26 protein-coding genes and 1 pseudogene are annotated in these 22,553 nt (G+C 43.1%); 9 read left to right on the top strand and 18 right to left on the bottom strand.

Features of this window, described 5'->3' with window-relative positions; all coding sequences use genetic code 11:
• Positions 1-52: 52 nt before the first annotated feature.
• Together ribH and psbZ are read right to left on the bottom strand one after the other, a co-directional pair.
• A complete protein-coding gene (gene ribH, locus AC6RV6_RS04470) occupies positions 53-616 on the bottom strand; it encodes a 6,7-dimethyl-8-ribityllumazine synthase (RefSeq protein WP_500239235.1) in 564 nt (187 codons plus the stop codon).
• Positions 617-715: 99 nt separating this feature from the next.
• Positions 716-904 (bottom strand): photosystem II reaction center protein PsbZ, encoded by a 189-nt coding sequence (gene psbZ, locus AC6RV6_RS04465; protein ID WP_500239233.1) that lies wholly within the window; start codon positions 902-904, stop codon positions 716-718.
• 190 nt (positions 905-1,094) lie between these two features.
• Here psbZ and AC6RV6_RS04460 point away from each other — a divergent pair, with 190 nt between their 5' ends.
• From AC6RV6_RS04460 to AC6RV6_RS04445, 4 genes and pseudogenes are all read left to right on the top strand, one after another.
• Complete coding sequence (locus AC6RV6_RS04460; protein ID WP_500239346.1) at positions 1,095-3,824, top strand: CBS domain-containing protein; 2,730 nt, start codon at positions 1,095-1,097, stop codon at positions 3,822-3,824.
• A 14-nt stretch (positions 3,825-3,838) separates the two neighbouring features.
• A pseudogene (locus AC6RV6_RS04455) lies at positions 3,839-3,925 on the top strand (IS1/IS1595 family N-terminal zinc-binding domain-containing protein); the annotation flags it as partial.
• A gap of 20 nt (positions 3,926-3,945) precedes the next feature.
• On the top strand, positions 3,946-4,215 hold the full coding sequence (locus AC6RV6_RS04450) for a helix-turn-helix domain-containing protein (RefSeq protein WP_500239230.1): 270 nt from the start codon (positions 3,946-3,948) through the stop codon (positions 4,213-4,215).
• Positions 4,216-4,279: 64 nt separating this feature from the next.
• A complete protein-coding gene (locus AC6RV6_RS04445; protein ID WP_500239228.1) occupies positions 4,280-4,915 on the top strand; it encodes an ABC transporter ATP-binding protein in 636 nt (211 codons plus the stop codon).
• A gap of 8 nt (positions 4,916-4,923) precedes the next feature.
• Here AC6RV6_RS04445 and AC6RV6_RS04440 read toward each other — a convergent pair whose 3' ends face one another.
• The 10 genes from AC6RV6_RS04440 to AC6RV6_RS04395 all read right to left on the bottom strand — a co-directional run bounded on the left by AC6RV6_RS04440 (position 4,924) and on the right by AC6RV6_RS04395 (position 13,535).
• Complete coding sequence (locus AC6RV6_RS04440) at positions 4,924-5,241, bottom strand: hypothetical protein (protein WP_500239225.1); 318 nt, start codon at positions 5,239-5,241, stop codon at positions 4,924-4,926.
• A gap of 29 nt (positions 5,242-5,270) precedes the next feature.
• Positions 5,271-5,594, bottom strand: a complete 324-nt coding sequence (locus AC6RV6_RS04435; RefSeq protein WP_500239223.1) for a low molecular weight protein tyrosine phosphatase family protein — start codon at positions 5,592-5,594, stop codon at positions 5,271-5,273.
• Between the two features lie 3 nt (positions 5,595-5,597).
• Positions 5,598-6,095, bottom strand: coding sequence for a thioredoxin domain-containing protein (locus AC6RV6_RS04430; protein ID WP_500239221.1), 498 nt, complete (start codon positions 6,093-6,095; stop codon positions 5,598-5,600).
• Between the two features lie 36 nt (positions 6,096-6,131).
• Positions 6,132-6,746 carry a hypothetical protein gene (locus AC6RV6_RS04425; protein ID WP_500239219.1) on the bottom strand — a complete coding sequence of 205 codons (615 nt, stop codon included), beginning with the start codon at positions 6,744-6,746 and terminating at the stop codon, positions 6,132-6,134.
• Positions 6,747-6,860: 114 nt separating this feature from the next.
• On the bottom strand, positions 6,861-7,514 hold the full coding sequence (locus AC6RV6_RS04420) for a Tll0287-like domain-containing protein (RefSeq protein WP_500239217.1): 654 nt from the start codon (positions 7,512-7,514) through the stop codon (positions 6,861-6,863).
• A gap of 56 nt (positions 7,515-7,570) precedes the next feature.
• Positions 7,571-8,389, bottom strand: a complete 819-nt coding sequence (locus tag AC6RV6_RS04415; protein ID WP_500239215.1) for a cytochrome c3 family protein — start codon at positions 8,387-8,389, stop codon at positions 7,571-7,573.
• Positions 8,386-9,072 carry a cytochrome c3 family protein gene (locus AC6RV6_RS04410; RefSeq protein ID WP_500239213.1) on the bottom strand — a complete coding sequence of 229 codons (687 nt, stop codon included), beginning with the start codon at positions 9,070-9,072 and terminating at the stop codon, positions 8,386-8,388. Before AC6RV6_RS04410 ends, AC6RV6_RS04415 begins: the two co-directional genes overlap by 4 nt.
• 10 nt (positions 9,073-9,082) lie before the next feature.
• A complete protein-coding gene (locus AC6RV6_RS04405; RefSeq protein WP_500239210.1) occupies positions 9,083-10,078 on the bottom strand; it encodes a globin family protein in 996 nt (331 codons plus the stop codon).
• A gap of 250 nt (positions 10,079-10,328) precedes the next feature.
• The gene (gene pabB / locus AC6RV6_RS04400) at positions 10,329-12,596 is read right to left on the bottom strand and encodes an aminodeoxychorismate synthase component I (protein WP_500239207.1); all 2,268 of its coding nucleotides are present in this window, start codon (positions 12,594-12,596) and stop codon (positions 10,329-10,331) included.
• Positions 12,597-12,635: 39 nt separating this feature from the next.
• Positions 12,636-13,535, bottom strand: a complete 900-nt coding sequence (locus AC6RV6_RS04395; protein ID WP_500239205.1) for an ABC transporter ATP-binding protein — start codon at positions 13,533-13,535, stop codon at positions 12,636-12,638.
• 4 nt (positions 13,536-13,539) lie between these two features.
• Between AC6RV6_RS04395 and AC6RV6_RS04390 the strand changes: the two genes are divergently transcribed.
• Positions 13,540-13,953 (top strand): acyl-CoA thioesterase, encoded by a 414-nt coding sequence (locus AC6RV6_RS04390; protein WP_500239203.1) that lies wholly within the window; start codon positions 13,540-13,542, stop codon positions 13,951-13,953.
• A gap of 121 nt (positions 13,954-14,074) precedes the next feature.
• Here AC6RV6_RS04390 and AC6RV6_RS04385 read toward each other — a convergent pair whose 3' ends face one another.
• Positions 14,075-15,064, bottom strand: coding sequence for an RNA polymerase sigma factor, RpoD/SigA family (locus tag AC6RV6_RS04385; RefSeq protein ID WP_500239201.1), 990 nt, complete (start codon positions 15,062-15,064; stop codon positions 14,075-14,077).
• Between the two features lie 618 nt (positions 15,065-15,682).
• Here AC6RV6_RS04385 and AC6RV6_RS04380 point away from each other — a divergent pair.
• Positions 15,683-16,012, top strand: coding sequence for a DUF8822 family protein (locus AC6RV6_RS04380; RefSeq protein WP_500239198.1), 330 nt, complete (start codon positions 15,683-15,685; stop codon positions 16,010-16,012).
• Positions 16,013-16,021: 9 nt separating this feature from the next.
• Here the strand turns inward: AC6RV6_RS04380 and rpsN are convergent, their stop codons facing one another.
• Together rpsN and AC6RV6_RS04370 are read right to left on the bottom strand one after the other, a co-directional pair.
• Complete coding sequence (gene rpsN / locus AC6RV6_RS04375) at positions 16,022-16,324, bottom strand: 30S ribosomal protein S14 (RefSeq protein ID WP_500239344.1); 303 nt, start codon at positions 16,322-16,324, stop codon at positions 16,022-16,024.
• Positions 16,325-16,488: 164 nt separating this feature from the next.
• Positions 16,489-17,217 (bottom strand): hypothetical protein, encoded by a 729-nt coding sequence (locus tag AC6RV6_RS04370; RefSeq protein ID WP_500239195.1) that lies wholly within the window; start codon positions 17,215-17,217, stop codon positions 16,489-16,491.
• Positions 17,218-17,248: 31 nt separating this feature from the next.
• Between AC6RV6_RS04370 and AC6RV6_RS04365 the strand changes: the two genes are divergently transcribed.
• A complete protein-coding gene (locus AC6RV6_RS04365) occupies positions 17,249-17,398 on the top strand; it encodes a hypothetical protein (protein ID WP_500239193.1) in 150 nt (49 codons plus the stop codon).
• A gap of 3 nt (positions 17,399-17,401) precedes the next feature.
• Here the strand turns inward: AC6RV6_RS04365 and argF are convergent, their stop codons facing one another.
• Positions 17,402-18,328 carry an ornithine carbamoyltransferase gene (gene argF, locus AC6RV6_RS04360; protein ID WP_500239189.1) on the bottom strand — a complete coding sequence of 309 codons (927 nt, stop codon included), beginning with the start codon at positions 18,326-18,328 and terminating at the stop codon, positions 17,402-17,404.
• A gap of 36 nt (positions 18,329-18,364) precedes the next feature.
• Between argF and AC6RV6_RS04355 the strand changes: the two genes are divergently transcribed.
• On the top strand, positions 18,365-19,981 hold the full coding sequence (locus tag AC6RV6_RS04355) for an alpha/beta hydrolase (RefSeq protein ID WP_500239187.1): 1,617 nt from the start codon (positions 18,365-18,367) through the stop codon (positions 19,979-19,981).
• A 348-nt stretch (positions 19,982-20,329) separates the two neighbouring features.
• Complete coding sequence (locus AC6RV6_RS04350) at positions 20,330-20,770, top strand: hypothetical protein (RefSeq protein WP_500239186.1); 441 nt, start codon at positions 20,330-20,332, stop codon at positions 20,768-20,770.
• A gap of 96 nt (positions 20,771-20,866) precedes the next feature.
• Here the strand turns inward: AC6RV6_RS04350 and AC6RV6_RS04345 are convergent, their stop codons facing one another.
• A complete protein-coding gene (locus AC6RV6_RS04345) occupies positions 20,867-21,514 on the bottom strand; it encodes an alpha/beta hydrolase (protein WP_500239185.1) in 648 nt (215 codons plus the stop codon).
• 87 nt (positions 21,515-21,601) lie between these two features.
• Positions 21,602-22,399, bottom strand: coding sequence for an alpha/beta hydrolase (locus tag AC6RV6_RS04340; protein WP_500239184.1), 798 nt, complete (start codon positions 22,397-22,399; stop codon positions 21,602-21,604).
• Positions 22,400-22,553 lie beyond the last annotated feature (154 nt).

Raw genomic sequence — 22,553 nt, 5'->3', positions numbered from 1 at the left:
TTTAGTATTACACGCGATCGATGATTTGTCAATTTTTCCCGATCTTTCCAGCTTATTCTGTCGGTTTAGCCGGCAGAGAGGGAGGCGCATCAGAAGTCGGACTATCGAGATAGGGATAAGTTGGGGCGGGGAGTTCGCGATGAATTTCTCGCATTAAACTTGCCATTTCAAGGGCATTTAAAGCATAATTCCAGCCTAAATTGCTCTTAATTCCCGCTCGTTCGAGAGCTTGCTGCAAAGTATCCGTAGTCAGAATGCCAAAAACCACGGGGATTCCCGTTTGAAAGCTTGCTGCTGCAATGCCTTTCGCCGCTTCTGCTGCCACGTAATCGAAATGAGGGGTGTGTCCGCGAATGACTGCTCCCAAACAAATCACGGCATTATAGCGACCGGAGAGGGCAACGCGCCGCGCAACCATTGGCAGTTCAAAACTTCCGGGTACCCAAAAATAATCGACCTGAGTGCCTTGCGGATCGACATTAATACCGTGACGCTTTAAGCAGTCCTGACATCCCGATAAGAGCTTATCCGTTACTAAGTCATTGAAACGACCGATAACCAAGGCAAAGCGTAATGTTGAGGGATCGCGGTGAAATGTTCCTTCAAAAACTGTCATGGATGATGGGTGATAAGTAATGAGTAATGGGGAGTGGGTAATAGACTCTGAAGAGTTCGCGATCGCGATTTTTTCTCCTGCTGTCTATTACCCGTAATATTAAACGACCAGAAAATTCAGTACGCCGACCAGAACGACCAATACAGCCCAAACCCCCGAGCCGAGATAGATTAATGACTTGGACTGTTCCCAGTTTTGCGGGGTGGCATAGGCGACGGGTACGCCAATGACCATGACCAAAGACATGAACACTAAGGCAGCTAGAGCCAATTCAAAGAGGATAAACATCTGCTAATTCTCCCAAGACGTTGATAAATGACAAAAACTCTAAAATTTGAGTTTTCTTAATGTTTTTTAATTCTTCTCCTATTGAACCAAATCTTGTCCCCTTCATCAATTCGCAACAGATCGAGATGCGGGGTGTAGGGTGTAGTAGGGAGTGGAGAAAATGAAAATGGGGTTAGCAGGAGTAAAGAACGTGGATATTATTTTGTGCCATCAAACGGCGGATTTTGATGCTTTAGGGGCAGCAGTCGGACTGACGCGGTTGAAACCGGGGGCAAAACTGGTTTTAACTGGAGGGGCGCACCAAGGGGTCAAAGATTTTTTGGCATTATATCGAGACGAATTTGCCACTATTGAACGGCGCAGCGTTAATCTCAAGCAAATTCAAACGATCTGCGTGGTGGATACCCAAAAACGCGATCGCTTGGGGATTGCGGCAGAATGGCTGGATCTTCCTCATCTCGAGGCGATTGAAGTTTACGATCATCATCTCGATACTCAAAGTGACATTCTGGCAACCTCCGCGCAAATCGAAGCGGTGGGGGCGACGGCAACGTTAATTGTCGAGAAATTACAACAAGCGAATATGGCCTTAACGCCGCCAGAAGCAACGGTGATGGCTTTGGCCATTCATGTGGATACGGCTTCTCTCACTAGCGAACAAACGACCCCACGGGATGCCCTTGCTCTCGCGTGGTTGATGGAGCGGGGAATTATCGGGCAGGCCTTGCGAGATTATATTGAACCGGGGCTGTCTCGCGAACTGCAAAAATTGTTTTCCGAAGCGATCGAACAACTGAAGAGACGCGAGGTTTTTGGGTATTGCGTGGCTTGGGTGCTGTTGTCAACCGATCGCTTTATGCCGGGGTTATCCAGTTTAGCGGAGCGTTTAATCGATTTAACTGAGGCGGATCTCTTATTATTGGGGGGGCGATATTTTCGCCGTAATGAAGGCGAGGAAAGATTAACTGTGATTGGGCGATCGCGTATTCCTCGGACGAATGTGGCGCGATTATTTGCACCGTTGCAAGGAGGCGGGCACCCACAAGCGGCTGCAGTTAATGTGAAGAATCGCGATAGCGAGCGGATTTTGCAAGAGTTGGTGGAGAAGGCGATCGCGCAAATTCCCCAACCCTTGACCGCCCGAGAGTTGATGTCTTCTCCCGTCCGGACTATTCGCCCCACCGTGACTATTGCCGAGGCACAACGGATCTTATTGCGTTACGGACATTCTGGGCTATGCGTGGTGGATGAGCAAGATTACTTGGCGGGGGTCATTTCTCGTCGGGATTTAGATATTGCCCTGCGTCACGGTTTTGCTCATGCCCCCGTAAAAGGCTACATGAGTCGCAACCTAAGAACCCTGAACCCTGAAACTCTCTTGCCAGAAATCGAGCTTCTTATGGTGACCTATGACGTGGGACGCTTGCCTGTTCTCGAGGGAGATCGCTTGGTGGGGATCGTGACTCGCACGGATGTTTTGCGACAGGCAATCGACAGCGAACAGTTATCCGCCAATGGCGATCGCTTCTCCGTCCAAAACAAACAGTTTCCCAATTTGCGATCGCTTTTATCTCCTCAAATTATCAATTTGTTCAATCTAGCGGCCAAAGAAGCGGAACAACGAGGCTGGCATCTTTATCTTGTGGGTGGTGCAGTCCGAGATATGTTGTTACAGTCACCCGTCACCCGTCACCCGTCACCCATTAAACAACCAATAATTAATAACCAAATTCAAGATATCGATTTGGTTGTGGATGGGTTTCATCAGACAGTGGAAACCGGGGCGGGAGTAGAATTGGCCAAGGTGTTGCAACAGCACTATCCGGCAGTACGGTTGGAGGTTCACGGCGCATTCCAGACGGCGGCTCTGCTTTGGCATAAAGACCCAGAATATGGTTCTTTGGCGCTGGATATTGCGACGGCTCGAACTGAATTTTATCCTTATCCTGCCGCGAATCCCGAAGTGGAAGCTAGCGATCTGCGCCAAGATTTGTATCGTCGAGATTTTACGATTAATGCTCTAGCTTTGCGACTGACCGAACCGCGATCGCAAGAATTATTAGACTTTTTTGGTGGTTTTTCGGACTTGCGATCGCGTCACATTCGCGTGCTTCATGCCAACAGTTTTATTGAAGATCCCACCCGCATTTATCGCGCCGTCCGTTTTGCCGTCCGCTTGGGATTTACCCTCGAACCCCAAACCGAAGACTATATTCGCTATGCCATTGAAAGCGGCGTTTACGATCGCCCTCGCAGCGATCGTAAAGTTCCCGCCCTGACCACGCGTTTAAAAACGGAATTAAAATACATTCTCCAAGCGCCTTATTGGTACCCAGCCTTAAAATTAATCGCTTCTTTAGGAGCCTTGCGTTGTTTGCATCCCACTTTAAAATTAGATGAAGCGTTGTGGTGGCAAATTCGCTTTCTCGATCGCACTTTGCGTCGCTTCGATCCCAAAAATGGTCTCGTTCATTGGCAAATGCGTCTAGAAATGCTGTTATCGAATTTACCCTCCGCCGCCGCCGTCCGCGTTGCAGAGAATTTACAACTCAATGCCGATAGCATTCAACGCTTAAGTCGTTTTACTGCCCTCAAGCAACAAATTACAACCGATCTGGCGGACTTATCCCGCGATCGCCCCAGCGCGATCGTGAAAACCTTGCGCCATTATAAAACTCCCTTATTAGCCCTGCTAGTGGTCCAAACCTCCAGAAGCACCCGTCGCAAAATTTGGTGTTATTTAACCTGTTGGTCGCAAGTCGTTGCGCCTCTCAACGGCAACGATCTCAAACAACTCGGCTACAAACCCAGCCCGCAATACAAACCCATGTTGGACGATTTGCTCTATGCCACCCTCGATGGCGTAATTCGCGATCGCGCCGAAGCCGAAGCCTTCTTACAAGCACATTACCCACATTGACAATTTCGTAAAAAATCGTCAAAAATGGTCGGATTCATAATGGTAAGCAAAATTATAAATGTCAAGACTGTAAACGACAGTTTGTTGAAAATCCACAACAGAATTTGACTAACACGAAAAATTGGCCAAGTTAAGCGATCGCTCCCAACAACTTATTGGCAAACTCGAACAGGGTAAAGCCAACGGGATTGGGTTTGAGACCCTCAACCAGATCTGTCAAGCAACAGGAAGGGAAGTTTGCGATATCATAGTTCACATTCCCGACGACCCCAAACAACTTGACGAGACTCTCGTAACCCTCTCCAAAAAACTGAACTGTTCGATTGACGAAATACTTCCTTACATCCCCAAAGACTTAAAAAGAGCTTATCGAAGGTTGAGAGTGCTTTAAAAGATGTGTTGTTATAGGTTAATGTTCGGAATGTTTATAATTTATCTTACATTTTTTCTCATTAATGTTATACCTGAAAGACTTAACCTATCATCCTCCTGCAACCCCTACCCCTATTCTCAAAAATGTGAACCTAAAACTCGCCCCACAAGAACTCGGTTTAATTGTCGGTCCGAGTGGTTCGGGAAAATCGACTCTCTTAGAACTTTTGGCGGGACTGGCAGAACGCACCCAAGGGGAAATTGCTTGGGGGGAAAGAGAACTAGACGCTTACGATTTACAGTATCTCGCGGGTTTGGTATTTCAGTTTCCCGAACGACATTTTTGCGGGGGAACGATGTTGGAAGAGTTGCGTCTCGGCCATCCGGAATTAGGATTGGAACGAGTCAAAGCCGCCTTGTTTGAGGTCGGTTTAGATCATCTTTCTTTCTCAACTCCTCCCCATGTTCTCAGTGGCGGACAACAACGCCGTCTTGCTCTCGCTGTACAATTAATCCGTCAGCCCAATATTTTATTGTTGGACGAACCGACGGCGGGTTTGGATTGGTCGATCCGCCGTCAAGTGGTGAAATTGTTAGAGAAATTAAAACAGCATTGGACATTATTAATCGTCACCCATGATGCAGAAGGGTTAGCTAAAATTGCCGATCGCTGTTGGCGCATTGAAACAGGCAATCTCATTTCAATGAACAATTATTAATGCCTGCTTTACAGTTCGATGCGATCTAATTCTGCAAATATTTTCTGCATGAATGCTTCTGGGTCTCGTGTAGGAATTTCTCCCATTGCCACGTATTCTTCTGGCGTATATTCACCGTCACTTTCCATCGCATCCTGAATGAAATTCGATAAATTTTCTGGATGTGCTAAAAGTTCGCACGCCATTTCATAAGCAGTTTTTCCAGTTTGTTCGGGTTCTATTTTCGTTGCTAAGCAAAAGTTTAATAATTTCCCCAAATCACTCTCGGGACGAATTGACATGAGAAACGACATGGTTTGCGCGAGAATTTCTTTTTGCTTGTCCATTCTTCCTTTATTTTTATAAGGCGATTAAACTATATCAGAAATGGAGTTACGGCTGCGTTCAATAACTCAATGAGTTCTTCATCCATGTAGCGATACTCGTCTGGAATATCTAGTACATGAATGGGTTTGTTTTTCAATAATCTTGAGAACTTTGCTTGCAGTTGATTTTTATGTTTCTTTTCCATAACAAAGATTAAATCAGCCCAACGCAAATCTGAAGCAGAGATTGTTTTGCGGGCTTTATGACTGGTTCCTGCGGAACGAACTTTAACCTCATTAGTATTCCGCCAAATTTTTTCAGCCGTTGGACTGCGCCACTGATTTCGACTGCATACAAATAATAAGTTCTGCAATTCTTACTCCTTGATTTTTACTTCTGATTGTACTCCATTTTTTAAGGCTGTGAAATATTGAGTCATAATCGATCGCGGCACTTTTCCTACCAAGGTTTTTTGAATATTGCGATCGCGATCTAAAAAAGTAAACTGAGGAACTCCTGTCACGCGATATTTTTGTATAATATCTACCCATTGCGGATCGTCAATATCGAGCATTACAAGATCGACTTTTTGTCTATATTCTGATTCTAAATTCTCCATTGTTGGTGCCATTGCCTGACAGGTAGTACACCAATTGGCATAAAATTCTAGAACCGTGGCGCGATCGCTTTTCATTGCCAGATCGTAAGGAATAGAATGTTCTGCCATGTTTTTCATCGTCACTAAACCCGTTAAAGAAGAACTCGAAAATAATCCAGCTCGGGCATTGGGAACAAAAAATAAACTATTGAGAAATAAACAGAGTAAGATTGCGATCGCGATCTTAAAATAATGGGAAATTAATAAGTATAACATTTTTTCTCTTCTCCTTTACGATAAATTAATAACTGTTTACTGATAATAATAAGCAAGAAAAATATGAAAAACAAGCATAACGCAAAATATAGCAACAAGAAAAATATGAGTATTTAGCCACCAAGCCCGAAGATTGCGAATGAGTGCCGCTTTAGAAATCAGAAAACGGCTCTTATGAACTTCTTTGGTATCGTGTGGTACCCAACCAAAATAACGCTGAGAAGATTCTAACACTCCTGTCTCGGCAACTGCACCGACCAAAGCTGAAAGCGTAACTCCAAAAAAGACCCAAAGAAAGATAGCATTAAAATTCAAACCTCGCGATCCGATGGTATGTATTAAAGTAGTTCCTAACAGTGCAATACCGAGGAAAATATGCCAACTGCGCCACAATTGTAAAGATCCGGGAAGTTTAACTTTAACTAGCCAAGTCCGCCCGCGTTTGCGAGCAATCAAAAGCATTTCTAGGAGAATAAATAATAAGGAAAAATATCCTGTAACTTGCTTGTATATTTCTCCTTGTAAAATTAGATGGCTCTCAAAAGCGCGATCGCGCAGATAAGGTAAATAATTGGGACTGAAGATAAAAGGAATCAGTAAAATCGCCGCCAATAATGTCAAAATAATTAAAGTAGAAAATTTAGGCTTCATTGTACAACTCTGAGATTTGTATTTTGTCTGCGATCGCTCAATTATTAAGAGTAAGGGACGTTGCCAACAACGTCCCTATCAAATTTCAGAAAACTATTGCCATATTAATTTGGATTAAGTTCCTTCTAACGGCAAGTTAATCACAACTCCTCCCATCACTTCTCCCATTTCAAATTGCTTGTCAGGATAGCGTTCTTTATGAATAGGATGAGTATTATGACAAGTAATACAAGCCTCAGCTACAGCTTTATCGGGATAGACGGCGGAAAAGTATTTTTGACCGCCAATTTCTTGATAATCTTTGTAGGCTTCCCCTGTTTCAATAACCTTATCCATTGCTTCTTTTTCAAAGTCTGTTTTCGGTGCTTGGGAATCATTAATATTCCAAGGCGAAATCAAACCATAAGTAAATGTTCCTTCTTCAGCAGCAATTTCCGACCCCAAACGGAACATCTGTGCGGGAAGAGGAACACCTCCCGTTTCTTTCCATCCTTCCGTTGCTTCTGCGGGAACAACTCCATCTTCTTTGGGTTGTCCTTCAAGGGTTTGCAAGCGATTAACAACATGCTTTGTATAAGCGGTTCTGTCTGCTAATAATACCGTGTGAATATAATCCACAACCACTTCCGGATTAATTCCTTCGCCGCCGCCTTCTGCTTGCGGAGCAGATCCACCGCCAGCACAAGCGATCGCAGTAAAACAAATCGCTGCCGCTAAAGTTAATAAAGCGATCGTTCTCGCTTTCAATTTTCGTAGCAATGCTAACATCTTGGGTTCTCCTCTTAATAAAAAATGAAAGTGAATTTCTCTGAATTGCTAACGCTTTAATTCTCTTTTCCCGATCGCTTTTTCTCGAGAACTTTGACCATTTCTAAAGTCTCTAAATATTGCGTCGGGGGCGTGTCAAAGTTTGCTTCCACTAACTCATCATCAAAGATACTATTGTAGGAATACTCCATACTGTGACAATTCATACAAACATCTTTGACCATGCGATCGCGAGGCAATAAATTATAGGTATTGTTGTGGTTGACAAAAATTGTTTGTGTTCCTTCAACCTTTTGCCGAGGTAAGTGACAAGTGGCACAACTGACCAAATTAGCCTCGGGTGCAGGCAGCGATCGCGCTTCGGAAAATAATAAACCATGTTTGGACTTGACATAATTCAACGAATGTGTATCGTTGTGACAAGTTAAACAAGAATCTACCGAAGCAGTAAAGGTATTCACCGAATGAACATCGTGACAGGTATTGCAATTCATTTGGCGATCGCGTGCCGCTTCTTTCATCGGTAAATGTGCCATTGCTGGGGTTAAAGGAGAAAGACCTTCTTGCAAGCGAATGCCATGTTTTCCGAGCAAAAATGTCTCAACTTGTTGTTTGTGACAGCTTTGGCAGCTTTCATGGTTTGGCGCAATAATTAATTGCTTGGTTTCTTCTTGGAGGTGGCAGCTCGAGCAATTAACATCAGCAAAAGCATGAGCGCTATTTTGCCACAAACTGTTAATCTCTTCAATTTGTTGTTCTGTGAAACTATCGGCTCGGACAGTATGGGGAAAAAGCAATAAAAACCCCCATAAAAATACCCCCAAAAGACCAAGAATTAATTGTTTAACCCGTTTTTTAACCTTGCGATCGCTCATCCTTTCCCTCGACTGGCTAAATTAGCATTTTGAATCTTAAATTTTACCTGTAAAAATTCTCGATTCAAGTCAGGTTGAGGAGGTTTTCTAAAGGGATCTCGTTCCGGTAATTTGGGAACTTCTGGCACGGGGAGCAATTGTGGCGCATTCATATTTTGCCGCAAAAATCCTGTAGAAATCGAGCGATGATCGTGAAAATTGTGACAGCCTGCCGTCCAACAACCATCCGGTGCAAAACCATCGTGACTTGCCAATTCCCCTGTGATAATTTCCTCGTGACAGGCTATACACAAATCGGGTTTCAGATGAACGCCACGAGCAAAAATATGCACGTGTTCCATATGACAGGCAGTACAAGTTAGCACATCAATTCGCGTTAATAAATCCGCCCAACGAGGATCGCGAAATTTTTTCGGTCCGTGAGCATCTTCTGCCATTTCTGCTTCGTGACAGCGCAAACAAGTTTCATTGGTCACGGGTTTAAATCCTTCATGACAAGAACTACAAGAAGCCTCAAAAAGAACGTGTCCGGGGGAAGTGTTTCCAGGGAGAAAAATGGTGCGCCGATCTAAAGCAAAAGTAACAGAAAACCAAACAATAAGCAGCACGATAATTCCAAGAATGGCAAATTTGGATTGAAAAATTTGACCGGGTTTCCCAACTCTATCAAATGGATTTGCCATCTTTCAACAATTAAAGCAATAGCAGCAAGAAAACGAGAACTCCTGCGCCCGCAAAAATTCCGCCAAACAAACCCCAATTAATCTCACTTTGTACTGCAAATGATAGTTCTGGTTCGGGGTTTGCATTAGATTTTTTGAGTGCCACATCCTCGGTTGAATAATCTGCGCCTGAAAGCATTAATTCGGTAATAATACCATAGGCTTGAACCCATGCTTGCTTCACTTCTTCCGTCCAATCTGTGCCGAGATACTGCTCAAAAGTGGTTAACAAAGCATTACCAACCAGAGGATAATGTTCCGGCAATGCACCATATTTAACGTGCTTTGCACCTAACCCTTTGAGAGCATCAGTTAATTTCTCTGGCTGGCGTACATTTTCAACCACTAAAACCAAAGAAGCAAGGAGTTTTTTCTTCTGAGATGCCATATCCGTACTGCCAAATAAAGGCTTAGCTTCTGGGTTGGCAGTAAAAAGATTTTCATAGAAACTACTCACAAATTCATCCGCTTTTGGTTTTATTTTTTCAAAGCTGGTTTCGAGTAATTCTACGGCTAATCCAGATTCTTCTTGAGGAGAATCTAGGGCAACTTCTTCAGCCGAATATTCTGCCCCTGAAAGCATTAATTCGGTAATTGCTCCGTAGGCTTCTACCCATGCTTGTTTGACTTCTTCAGTCCAACTTTCATTGAGATATTGCTCAAAAGTGGTTAACAAGGCATTACCGACAAGAGGATAATGTTCTGGCAATGCGCCATATTTGACGTGCCTTGCTCCTAAGCCTTTTAATGCCTCGCTTAATGCGTCTGGTTTGCGTAGGTTTTCGACAACTAAAACCAGAGAACCGAGGAGTTTTTTCTTCTGAGATGCCATATCCGTACTGCCAAATAAAGGCTTGGCTTCTGGATTAGCTGAAAACAAGTTTTCGTAAAAACTGCTTACGAATTCGTCGGCATAGGGTTTTATTTTCTCAAAACTCTGTTCTAGGGCTTCAACCTGTAAGGACATGAAAATTAGACTCCATTTAACACAATTTCCTGATTTTAAACATAATTTCTCTAACAAAATCTATAAATATCTATAAATTTTGTCAAGTTATTTTTGATTTAAAACTGGAGATTGAGTTATGACTTTTGCGCGATCGCTGAATTGTATTTATAGGAGCTATATCAACTGATTTTCGTAACTTTGATTACAAAAAATGATTTTTTATTACATTTTTGCAAAATAAATATGTAATTATCGCATGTTCTGATTGTCAGTCCCTTGAGAGTCTCGCAACTGTTTGTATTTCATTACCTTTGACTGCTCTCTTGTCTAAAGACGAGAGTTTTTTGTGTTCACAAAAAAAATCGCTATAGGTGTTTTTAGGAAAATATAGATTAAAATCTGTGATGTATGAATCTGGTGTCACTTTTCCATAAACAGTTTGTACTAAGGCACAAATTAGAGGTTCAGCTTTTAAGAGAGTTTCTTGAAACTCCATTTCAGGATCGGACATTGCGACAATACCACCTCCAATCCCAATTGAAGTTTCTGTGGGAGTTAAAATCGCAGTACGAATGACAATATTTAAGTCAGCCGTTCCATTCAGTCCCAAGAAGCCGATCGCACCGGAATAGATGCCTCGCGCTTCTCCTTCTAAGCGATCGATAATTGCCATCGTTCTTAGTTTTGGGGCTCCTGTCATCGATCCTCCAGGAAAAGCGGCACGGATGCAGTCTGTTACTTTTAAATCGGATCGTAAGTGTCCGCGAATAGTACTAACTAATTGATGAACTGTCGCATAGGTTTCTACTTGCATTAATTTAGGAACATAAACGCTCCCAATATCGCACGTTCGTCCCAAATCGTTCCGCAGCAGGTCTAAAACCATGAGATTCTCGGCTCGATCCTTTTCACTATGCTGCAAATGTTCCTCGATCTGGCGATCTTCTTGAGGAGTTTTTCCGCGAGGTGAGGTTCCTTTGATCGGTTTCGTTTCAATCCATCCTTCGCGATCGATTTGCAAAAATCGTTCTGGGGAAGAGCAAATAATGGTGTAATCTCCAAACTTAAGGAATCCAGAATAGGGAGACGGATTTCGCTGCCGGAGATGACGATAAAATGCTAAAGGATCGGGAGTTGTTTTGGTGTAAAGCCGATTGGTTAAACAAATTTCGTAGCTTTCACCGTCGTGAATTTCTTGCAAGCATTGTTCGATATCTTTGAGATAGGTTTGGCGATCGCGACTCAAACGAAAAAGTACGGGTTCTTTTTGGCTCGATTTTTCTATTTCGGGTAACGGAGGAAGTTCAGCCAAATGAGTTTCAATGGTTTGAAACCATGTATTAGCTTCGTGACTTTCATCATATTTTCCTAAATACAATAGATAAGTTGTTTGTTCGTGATGATCGAAAGCAATGATTTGTGTTGCGAAAAGAAAAGCTGCATCCGGTAAAGCAAAAGGGTGAGCAAATTCGGTACCGCATTCTAATTTTAGCTCATAACCAAAATAGCCAACAAACCCACAATTAAAGTCAAAGGGTAAATCTGTATTGGTACAAAATCTGCGATCGAGTTTCTCTTGTAGATACTCAAAAATATTGCCTTGTTTGCGATCTACGACATTATTTTGGGTAATTTGGAGTATTTTTTCAGGACAATTGTATGATACTCGCAAACTGTGGTAGCCGCGATTGTCCCCCATAAAAGAGAACCGAGATAAACCAGGCTCGACTTGGCTGCTATCAAGCCAAAAAGCGTAAGGAGAATTTTCATATAAATGAACAAAAACTTGTTCGGAATCGGGAGCAATGGCTAGTTTTTTGACAAATACTTTAAAATCTGAATGTTGTTCTGGAATAGCTTCTCTTGTTTTTTCAGGTGATGCGATCGCATTAATATAGGAAGGTGAAATTAAATATTTTTTTTTGTTTTTGTCTAAGGATTTTATCGGTTTTTGCAATGTTAATGTTATCGCTTTAAAATTTTCTAAAAGTTGATTTCCGTATTCTGTACCAATTGACTCGGGATGGAACTGAACGCCAAAAATTGGTTTTTGTCGATGGCGCAATCCCATAATCAAACGATCATTAGTCCATGCTGTAATTTCCAAACAGGCTGGTAAGTTTTTTTTGTCAACAATGAGAGAATGATAGCGAATTGCTAAAAAAGGATGAGGAATGCCTTGAAATAAGTTGGATTCTTGATGATAGATTAAACTACTTCGGCCATGTCTGACCTCTGGTGCGTGAGTCACGATTCCTCCAAAGACATGACCAATTCCTTGATGTCCCAAACATACTCCTAAAATCGGTTTTTCTAGATTTCGAATGATGCGATCGCAAATCCCAAAATCTCGTTGATTGGCGGGGTGTCCTGGCCCCGGAGAAATAACAACATTATTAAATTCAATTTGTTTTAATTCTTCCCAAGTTAAGCGATCGTTTTTTATCACGCGAGGCGGTTCGCGATTAATTTCAGCAATCAGTTGGTACAGATTGAAGGTATAAGAGTCATAGTTATCAATGAGTAATGTTTTCATATAATATTCTTTATAACTCGATCGAAATTTTCAATATCTTTATAATACGCGATCGCGGGTTACTTCCAGATAGATATGCTCGAGTCTCACGGGTTGACGAGAAATCGAATCTAGAACAATATTCTCAAAACAAGCTAGGATTTCTCTTAATTCCAATACTTCTGGCAGCCAAAATGCTAAATTTCCTCCATAGTAGCGATAGGGAAATCCCAATTCTTTTCCTCGATCGATCGCTCTTGCTTCATCTGTAGTTTGTACGATCGCAATTTCTTTTGCATTGACAAATTGGCGAAGTTGTGAAATAGATCCTTCTGCTAATAAATTGCCCGCTCGCAAAATTGCCAAGCGATCGCATAATTTTTCCGCTTCATCCAATAAATGAGTGGTTAATAAAATTGTCATTCCTTGCTGTTGTAATTGGCGAATTAATGCCCATAGATCGTAGCGTGTTTCAATATCTAATCCGGTTGTTGGTTCATCTAAAATCAGCAATTTAGGTTCGTGTACCAAAGCGATCGCAAAATTTAATCGCCGTTTCATACCACCGCTTAAGGTTTCGACGAGACTGTTCGCACGATCGCTCAAATTCACTGCGGCTAAACTTGTCGTAATGCGATCGCGCTGTTGTACTTTGGTTAACCCATAAAGACTAGCAAAAAAATGCAAATTCTCTTGACACGATAAACTTTTATAGAGTAAATTTTCCTGTGGCGCTACGCCAATCAAATGTTTAGTTGCATTGGAAATTGGCTTTCCCTCGAGTAGAATGGTACCGCGATCGGGTTGCAGCAGATTGCATAAAATATTAATGATTGTTGTTTTTCCTGCACCATTGGGTCCGAGAAGTCCATAAATTTCTCCTGTTTTTACCGCAAAATTCAAGTCTTGTAAAACTAGATTTTTCTGATAAGATTTGCTTAAATTTTGAATTCTTAACATATCAATGAGCAATTATCAGCGTACAATTTATTTATCCGAAACGGATGCAGCCGGAGTGGTTTATTTTGCTAATATTTTAGTGTTGTGTCACCAAGCCTACGAAGAAGCATTATTGCGATCGGGGATTAATCTCAAATCTTTGGTGAGTCCTACGGGAATTGCCCTTCCCATCGTACACAGTTCGGCGGATTTTTTGCGCCCTTTATTTTGCGGCGATCGCATAGAAATAGTCTTAAACCCCAAACAACTCAGCGAGACAGAATTCGAGATCGCCTATCAAGTATTATCTCTCACCGTGCCTCAAAAAAATGTCGCAAAAGCCATCACTCGCCATGTCTGTATTAATACGGAAAATCGCCAGCGATCGCCCCTCCCTGAAGAAATTTTACAATGGATCGCCATAAAGGGTAAAGGATAATTTATTGCTCTCATTCCCCTATTCAGTAAGAAAAGAGAGAGTAGATCGTGCCACTCTCCCTAATTTTGGTTTTCAACAATAAAGTTCAAGACTCTGTTATAAACGAGTATTGCTTATTGTTCTAGGCTAATTGATAAACATATTCTTGCACTTTGGCTCGACGTTTGCGAAGATGAGAAAGTGCTTGGTTTTCCAGTTGGCGCACTCGCTCTCGACTAATGTTGAGTTGTTTGCCAATTTTAGCAAGGGAGAGAGTTTTGCCATCTTCTAAACCATAGCGTAGGGCAAGAACATTACGCTGTTGCGGGGTTAATTCTGCCATCATATTGCTCAAATCTTGCCGCAAGGATTCTTGGGTTAAATAATTGTCAGGGGAGGCATTTTCGTCTTCTAAGAGTTCCGATAACTCCGTATCTTGATTATCTCCCACGCGCATATCGAGAGATATCGGTTGGCGGGCAATACTCAAATATTCGCGAATTTGAGCTGTTTCTAAACCCAATTCTAAAGCAATTTCTTTGGGAGTCGCATTCCGTCCCATTTTTTGCGAGATTTCTCGCTGCACGCGCTTGATTTTATTGAGTTTTTCGGTGATATGAATGGGCAGGCGAATGGCGCGAGATTGTTGGGCGATCGCTCTTGTAATCGCTTGACGAATCCACCAATAAGCATAGGTCGAAAACTTGTATCCTTTGGTGGGATCGAATTTTTCTACACCTCGTTCTAATCCGAGAGTTCCTTCTTGGATTAAATCCAAAAATTCCATGTTTCGCTTTTGATATTTCTTGGCGATCGCAACAACCAATCGCAAGTTTGCTTCAATCATTTTTTGCTTGGCGCGTCGCCCTTGACCTAAGAGTTTTTCTAACTCGTTTTCGCTTAAATTTACCCGTCTAGACCATTCTGCTCGAGTCGGGTTGCGTTGCAATTCCTCCTGCAATGTTTCTTTATCATCCAGCAATAACATCAATTGTTGAACTTGCTTACCGTAGAAAATTTCCTGTTCGTGGGACAGTAGGGGGACTCGTCCAATTTCGCGCAAATAGGTACGAACCATATCCGCAGAAATGGCTGAAGATTTGATTTTTGTGTCGAGTTTCGCTGTTGGCATCTTACTTGTCGTTACTCCTTAATGGTAGAAATTCATGCCGTCGCTCCGTTTGGTTCTTCATAGGGAGATGCCCTGTAAAGGTGGGTTGGATGCTGGAGAAATACCAAATCGGGCGGCTTCTACTTTTTCCGATCGCAGGTTGTTTTTACAACGTTTTTGATAATTGAGTTGGGGTAATCTAGATTAATCTCAATACTCGAAATCGCCACTCTTGCTCGTTACTGAAATTGAAAAGGGACTTTTAAAACGAAGTCATTATGACTTTACTTTAGCATACTCCATTTATCGATGAATGTAAAGAAACAAAAGTTTATTTCCTCCTGAAAATCTTTGTATTACTATGATGGCTCGATTTTTTGAGAGGAAGGTAGTGTAAATGAGGGGGGATCGCCGAACTCGTTGACGAGATAGTCAAAACCCAAGACATTTAACATCACTACATTGTTTTGATGGGGGATTCCGAATTCTTTTACAATGGATTTGTAATCAATTTTGCGACTTGATTTATCCTTGACTGGCCAACTCATAAAACTGTCCCACCCTCCAGATTTGGAGGGTGGGGAATAAAATAATAAAATTTAAAAAGTTACTGTTATTTGCGCGATCGCCAACCCAAAGATGTCTGACCCCATTCCTCCAATTACTTTGCCTCCTCTAAGAGACTCTCAAATTGAGGGAGAGTGGTTGCAGAAGAATTTGTTAACTTGGCTCGATCGCGAATTTTTGCCAGAACCCGCGAACCAAACAATTGCTAAACGTGCGTCGCAAATATTCGTTCGTCAGCGCTTGGAAGGGGAGAACGATTTAGGGTCTTTGGTGATTGCGATCGTGACGGAGATGCAAGCGTTCGACTTCAGCCAGAGCTTTTATGGAGAGTTTGCTGTGGCGAATGCAGTCAGCGATCTAATCTTGGACAGTTTGGGGATCGATCGCTGTTGCGGGGAGTAGAAAGTAAATTTACCAGCTAGATTTAACAACACCGGGTAAAAGTCCTTCGTGCGCCCATTCGCGAATCACGTGACGAGAAAGACCAAAATCGCGATAATATCCTCTAGGACGACCTGTAACCATGCAGCGATTGCGGACTCGAACTTTAGAGCTATTGAGAGGTAAGCGTTGTAATTTTCTTTGCAGTTCCAGTCGCTCTAAAGGGCTTTTGGATTTTCTCATCTGTTCTTTGAGATCTTCGCGCTTGGTTGCGTATTTCTCAACTAACTTTTTGCGCTTTTTTTCGCGCTCGATCATGCTCTTTTTAGCCATGTTTGCCTGCGTTCTGTAATTTTCGACACCATTCTCTATATTAGCATCTTTTTTGAGGGTACGATCGCGATCGACCTGCAAATTCGTTTGCTCGGCAGCGATCGCAAAATATCTTCTTTCCTAGAAAGGCGATCGCCCTTGTTGAATGTAATGTTAACGAAAATTTACCTCGCCAAAATTAAAACAGCATACAGCACCATTCCGCTTGAAAAAGAGATAAAACAACTCTTTCCGGGTAATTCCCGCGTTAAAACATTGAGAATAATGCTTCCGGCTAAAAACGACCAAATTAGAGAAATCGCAAAAGGATTTAAGCGAATCAATTGTCCGGCGATCGCCCCCACCATAATTGCCCCCGTCAGCAACCAACGGCCGTAATTATCGTAAGGCGCTTTGTGGTGTTCCCGCAAACGGCGATCGATAATGAAAAAGTTAAGCGCAATAGTGATAAAAAACAAGATGCACTCAAATAAGCTATGACTGCCTAAATCTTGGAGTAAGTAGCTTACAATCGAATTTAGGATAGCAAAAGTGCCGATATGAAGCCAAAAGACAACCGAGCCGGCGCGATCGACATTGTTAATCGCCAGATTCAGCCGCCGAGAAGTGAGTGCTAAGATATCCAAACCATAGAAAACGAGAAATCCGAGGAGCGCAAAGAGATAAGTATGGTTTTGTAGGGCAGTGAGAAAAGGAGTTGTAGAATGCTCTAATTCGCTTTGAATTTGGCTGAGATCGGGAAAAACTTGGAGAAAAACAAAGCCAAGAGATATACCCCCACCGAAGGAAAGCCAGCGATGCTCGGGCAGAAAAGCAACAATATTTCGCTTTGAAACAAACGCATGAATTAGCGCTAAACCAATCGCTAAAATAAGACCCGGTCCTTGTATCATGGGCTGCATCCAAACTCCGATTCTGACTTGAATGTTAGCGCAGATAGCGATCGCGCAACTCTCAGTCCGTTTATTGTTAGAGCATTTTTGCCAAAGTGCGATCGCAGATTATCCAGCACCCTCGGAAATTGAGCGTGTCTTTGCTCGCGATCGCCGCAAAATCTCAAAATCTCAACATTAATGCCTAACTCGTTCCCAACAAACTCGCCATTAACGCCTTTTGCGCGTGCAGGCGATTTTCCGCTTGATCCCAGACCCGCGACTGTTTCCCCTCGATCGCCTCGTCGGTAATTTCTTCACCGCGATGAGCCGGCAAACAATGCAAGACGATCGCCTCGGGATCGGCATGACTTAACAAGGCTGCATTAATTTGGTAGGGCTGAAATAAAGGAATGCGATCGAGGGCGGATTCTTCTTGCCCCATACTCGCCCAAACATCCGTATAAAGGGCATTTACCCCTTCTACTGCCGCAATAGGATCTTCTGTGATGATGATTTCTGCCCCATCGATGGCAATTTCTCGGCCTTTTTCAACAATGGCGCGATCGGGTTTGTAACCGACAGGGGAAGCAATGCGAATATTAACCCCCGCTAAAACACAACCCAACAATAAAGAATGGGCGACATTATTCCCATCCCCCAAAAAAGCGATCGTTTTTCCCGATAGTTCGCCAAAACACTCTTGCACCGTGAGCAGATCGGCTAAAATTTGACAGGGATGCTCTACATCCGTCAACGCATTAATGACAGGGATTTTGGCGTAGTGGGCAAAGGTTTCTAAATCTTCCTGTTTGAAGGTGCGAACGGCTAAAATATCGAGATAGCGATCTAAAACCCTCGCCGTATCCGAAATCGGTTCGCCGCGTCCTACTTGCGTGACTTTAGGATTGAGATCGATAACTTGCCCGCCCAGTTGGTAAATAGCTGTGGAAAAACTCACGCGAGTGCGAGTGGAAGCCTTGTAAAACAACAAACCTAAAACTTTTTGACAGGTGGGATTTTGAGCGCCACTTTTGAGATCCGTGGCAAATTGGAGTAATTCTTGCAATTCGGAAGCGCTCAAATCGGCCAGCCCGAGTAAATCCCTGCCCTGTAAACTCTTAACGCTCATGTTTTCGCTCAGTAAATAGTCAACAGTAAACCGTAAATGCTTCTTCGACAAGTCTCAAATCTGAGGAAACGATCGCTTCTTTCTCTCGGGCTGAAAACTTTAGCGTTGGTTGCCTTCAATCTCGCGATCGCCTTGGCTATGCCCGCTTTGAGTGCGGAAAAAATTATCTTGCGTTTCGGACCTTTAGAATTTTCCTTAATGCGAGAGTCTTTGGCAGAATACGCCCGAGAAGGAACGATCGCGCCAGATTTAAAAAACTTTATCTCTCGCTTGGATGCAAATCAACAGCAGCATTTGCGTAAAATTCTCTTGGCTAAAGCGGATGTCGATACGATCGCGGTTTCGCAATTTTTCTATTCCACCCAAGGGGAAGGAATTTTACAATTAGTGGGCAAAATCGTGCAAACTCGCTCGGGACTATCGGGGTTTTATGCCTTGCGATCGGCGCTGATTTTAGCCGCCAATGATGAGGCTGGACTCACACCACTCAATATTATCCAGCGATTTCCCACCTCAGAAATTCTCTTAAATTCCGCTTTTGCCTTCGATCTCCTCAATCAAGTCAGTCAATCGGTACGCATGACCGAAAAGGCGATCGCGGCGATCGAAGCAGAAGTTGCCGATCCCTCTGAAACGGCCAGAGAATTTCCTCTAGATTTACAACAATCAGGAATGTTTACTTATCGCCAACAAACTCTGATTTTTAACGATCGCGATCGCGAGCGAGCATTCTTGGCCGATCTTTACCTTCCTCGTCGCCGCGATCGCAAACGTTCCCCTTTAATTATTATTTCTCACGGCTTGGGTTCCGATCGCCAAACCTACACTTATCTCGCTCAACATCTTGTCTCTCACGGTTTTGCCGTTGCCGTCCCGGAACATCCCGGCAGTAATGCCCAACAGCTACAAAATTTAACGGCGGGATTCACTCAAGATATTAGCCCTCCTCGGGAATTTATCGATCGCCCCCTCGATATTCACTTTCTCTTGGATCGGTTGCAGGAGATGTATAGCGATCGCCTTGATTGGCAGCAAGTGGGGGTTATCGGTCAATCGTTTGGTGGTTACACGGCCCTTGCTCTCGCCGGAGCTAAATTGAATTTCGCACAACTGGAAAGTCAATGCCGTACCCAGCATTATTCTCTCAACTTATCCCTCTTGCTGCAATGCCCGGCACAAATCTTAGCCAATGGAAATTACGATTTACGGGACGATCGCATCATGGCAGCCATCGCCATTAATCCCATTGGTAGCCGTATTTTTGGGGATGCCGGCATCGCTGCGATCCAAGTTCCCACGGCGATCGTCACCGGTAGTGCCGATACGATCGCCCCAGCTTTAGCCGAGCAAATTTTACCCTTTACGGCACTCACCACGGCTAATAAATATCTCATTTTGTTCAAGGGTGGGACTCATTTTTCTACCCTTGGTGTCTCTTCTAACGATGTTGCCCTGCCTCCTCAAGTGATTGGTCCCGATCCTGCGATCGCTCGTCAATACATTGAAGCGCTAAGTTTAGCCTTTTTTGGCGTTTATATTGCCGAGGATTTTCAATATGAATCTTATCTGAGTGCTGACTATACTCGTTACATCCAGCGCGAAGAGATGCCCTTGAGCCTCATCAAATCCTTACAAAGAGAGCAATTCAACTAATTTTTTCATCTTCCAATAAGCATAAATACTGTTACAATATTTTACAAAATATTACCAATTTTCATCTAGAATATTAATTAATATGAACAAGGCGCGCGGATTCCTTCGTGATGCTGACCAAGAAAAATCACTCAAAATCCTTATTAATCAAGGTTTTTAAGGAAGAGCCACATTCGATCGCCGCGATCGCGCCTAACTGAAAACTGCTATAAGATTTGTTGCATTTTTTAAGGCGGTAGAGACAACAAAGCGCGATTGGATTGCATGACCCAAGTCCCCGTATTGCTCGAGGCAAGAAAAGCGCCAATACACCTATTGTTCGCGATTTAAAATAAGGAGAAATTCACCATGATCGGCCCTCTCAAAAATTTGTTCAAAGGACAATCCTACTATTTAGAACTTGACGAATCAAAATCTGTTGCGAATGAAACAGCTACTCCTGCTCCAGTTATCGAGGAAAAGCCTAAACCCGTTGAACCCATTGCTCCCACTCCGACAGTAGAAGTAGAACCCGAACCCGTTAAAGCGGAAACTGTAAAACCCGCGAAGAAGGCAGACACAAAAAAGGCTACAGCTAAAGTTGAAGCGATTCAACCGACTCCAGTATCGAATCCTCTGGAAACTATTAAAGCGATGGTGCAGAAACCCACATCTCAAGCCCAAGCCAAAAGTGAAAAAAGTGAAGCAACTTTTGCACCAGACTATCTCATGTATACAAAAACTCAAGTTAAGCGCCGTCCTGGAGCCTGCATGGATTCATTCCTTAATATGGCGCGTCAAATACGTTAAAACAGGAAAACAAAAGAAGAAAAAAAGAATATCTCTGGCTTGTCTCGACAATAAGGGATATTCTCTTCCTCTTCTTTTTTTCTTATCTACTATTTTTTATTGTCCGACTCTCGAGCGATCGCATTCACAGATCAAAGGTCCAAGCAGATCGCGCATGACGGCAACGGGAACCTCCAGAAATTCGCTAACGCTTTCAATAATATCGCTAACATCAGAAGCAATGCGAAGTGCTTTGCGACCGTCGATATACATCTGATCGAGAGGATAGTTTTTGAAAAAGTCTAACAGACTGATTCGATTATCATCTCGTGCAGACAGGACAATCGCAGAACGCAATGCTTGAATATTGGCACGGTGAGATTTTGTGTGAATTATATCACCGAGTTCAAAGAGAGCGTATTCTCCCGGAAGGGTACTTAAAAGATCGTACAAAAAGAGAAAGTCAACGCTCAATTCCGCCGACATAAGCCGTCTCAAGGTTTCCGGTTCTTGGCCAGAATAGCGCACGAGGACTTTAACATCCCGAGCAATTTCTCCAGTTTCCACAAATGTTTCTAAATTTTCAACGCTAAAATTTTGTTGAATTGGGCCATAGCTAAAGACAATTTCCTCTGCGGCTTCAACGTGCGGAGTGCCAAGGAGAAAACCCGCTCCCGCTCCTAGTAGGCAAATCCCACTAGCTGAGAGCATTTTAACGGTTTTTTGGCGTAAAGATTTTAGTGGCGATCGCAATAACACAGACATGGGTGCAATTTCCTTCTTCGGGTAGGTGCGCTTTAGAGTTAGGGACGCGAAAAGGCGATCGCGTCCGTATTTTATTCTCGTTTTTCCTTATTCACTGGCGTTCGCTTCGATGCGATCGTTTTGGGTATTATAAGTATTGCGAGCATCTTCTCCCAAAAGATCCGCGATCGCGTTGCGACAATGCTTGACGGTTTCTGCGGAAACAAGAGTCGCACCACTTTCAGAATTGATAACATTGCCTTCTGGATCGACTGCAACATTATCGCAATCGCAAATCAAGGGTTCGAGTAAGTTTCTGGCAACATTTAAAGCGGGTTCAATCTGAACGAGGAATTGACTAACCTGATTGTAAACGGTTTCCATGCCGCTTAAATCAAGATTTAGCGTTTCTACAGGATAGCGTTGCACCAGTTCTAAAAGAGAAATCCGACTATCTTGGGCAAGGGATTCATCGATCGCGCTTTTCAGTGACACGAGATCGTCTCCCACTTGACCCGTGTTAATCGCTTTATCAATTTGCAAGAGAACGAATTCGCCGATGGAACTGCCCAAAACATCCTCAATAAAAGTTGGGCTGAGACGAATTTCTAGGGTTAAGAAATCTTGTAAAATATCGGGCAAATCTTCACCAATCTCTTGCAGGAAGGTGTTAACTTCAGAAGGAAGTTCGCCAGTCCGAGCAAAGTTGACTAAAAAACCCGTGGGAACTGTAATCTGGGTTTCTTGATATTTAATATTGATGATTTCTGTGGCTGAGGCTGGATTTGCCAAACAGATGAGACTTGCACCGATTCCTAGGGCGCAACCTTGTCCGATCGCGTTAACTTTTGTTAAACATTGACGCAATTGCATCCCAACTTTGCGGATTTGAAAAGTAGACGACATGACCGACACTCCAGAATTGAGAAAGAATAATGATTTTTCCAAAAAGGATAACAGGCCGCTTGCGTGTTTAGTATATGGCAAATTGCGGCAATCCCTCGGTTTTTTGCGGGTTTTCCCAAATTTCTCATTTTTTCTTAAAAATTTCCGCGCCTTG

It is taken from the genome of Spirulina sp. LEGE 11439, assembly GCF_059821285.1.
The sequence above is the reverse complement of the archived record's forward strand: the minus strand, read 5'-3'. Positions and strand labels throughout refer to the sequence as shown.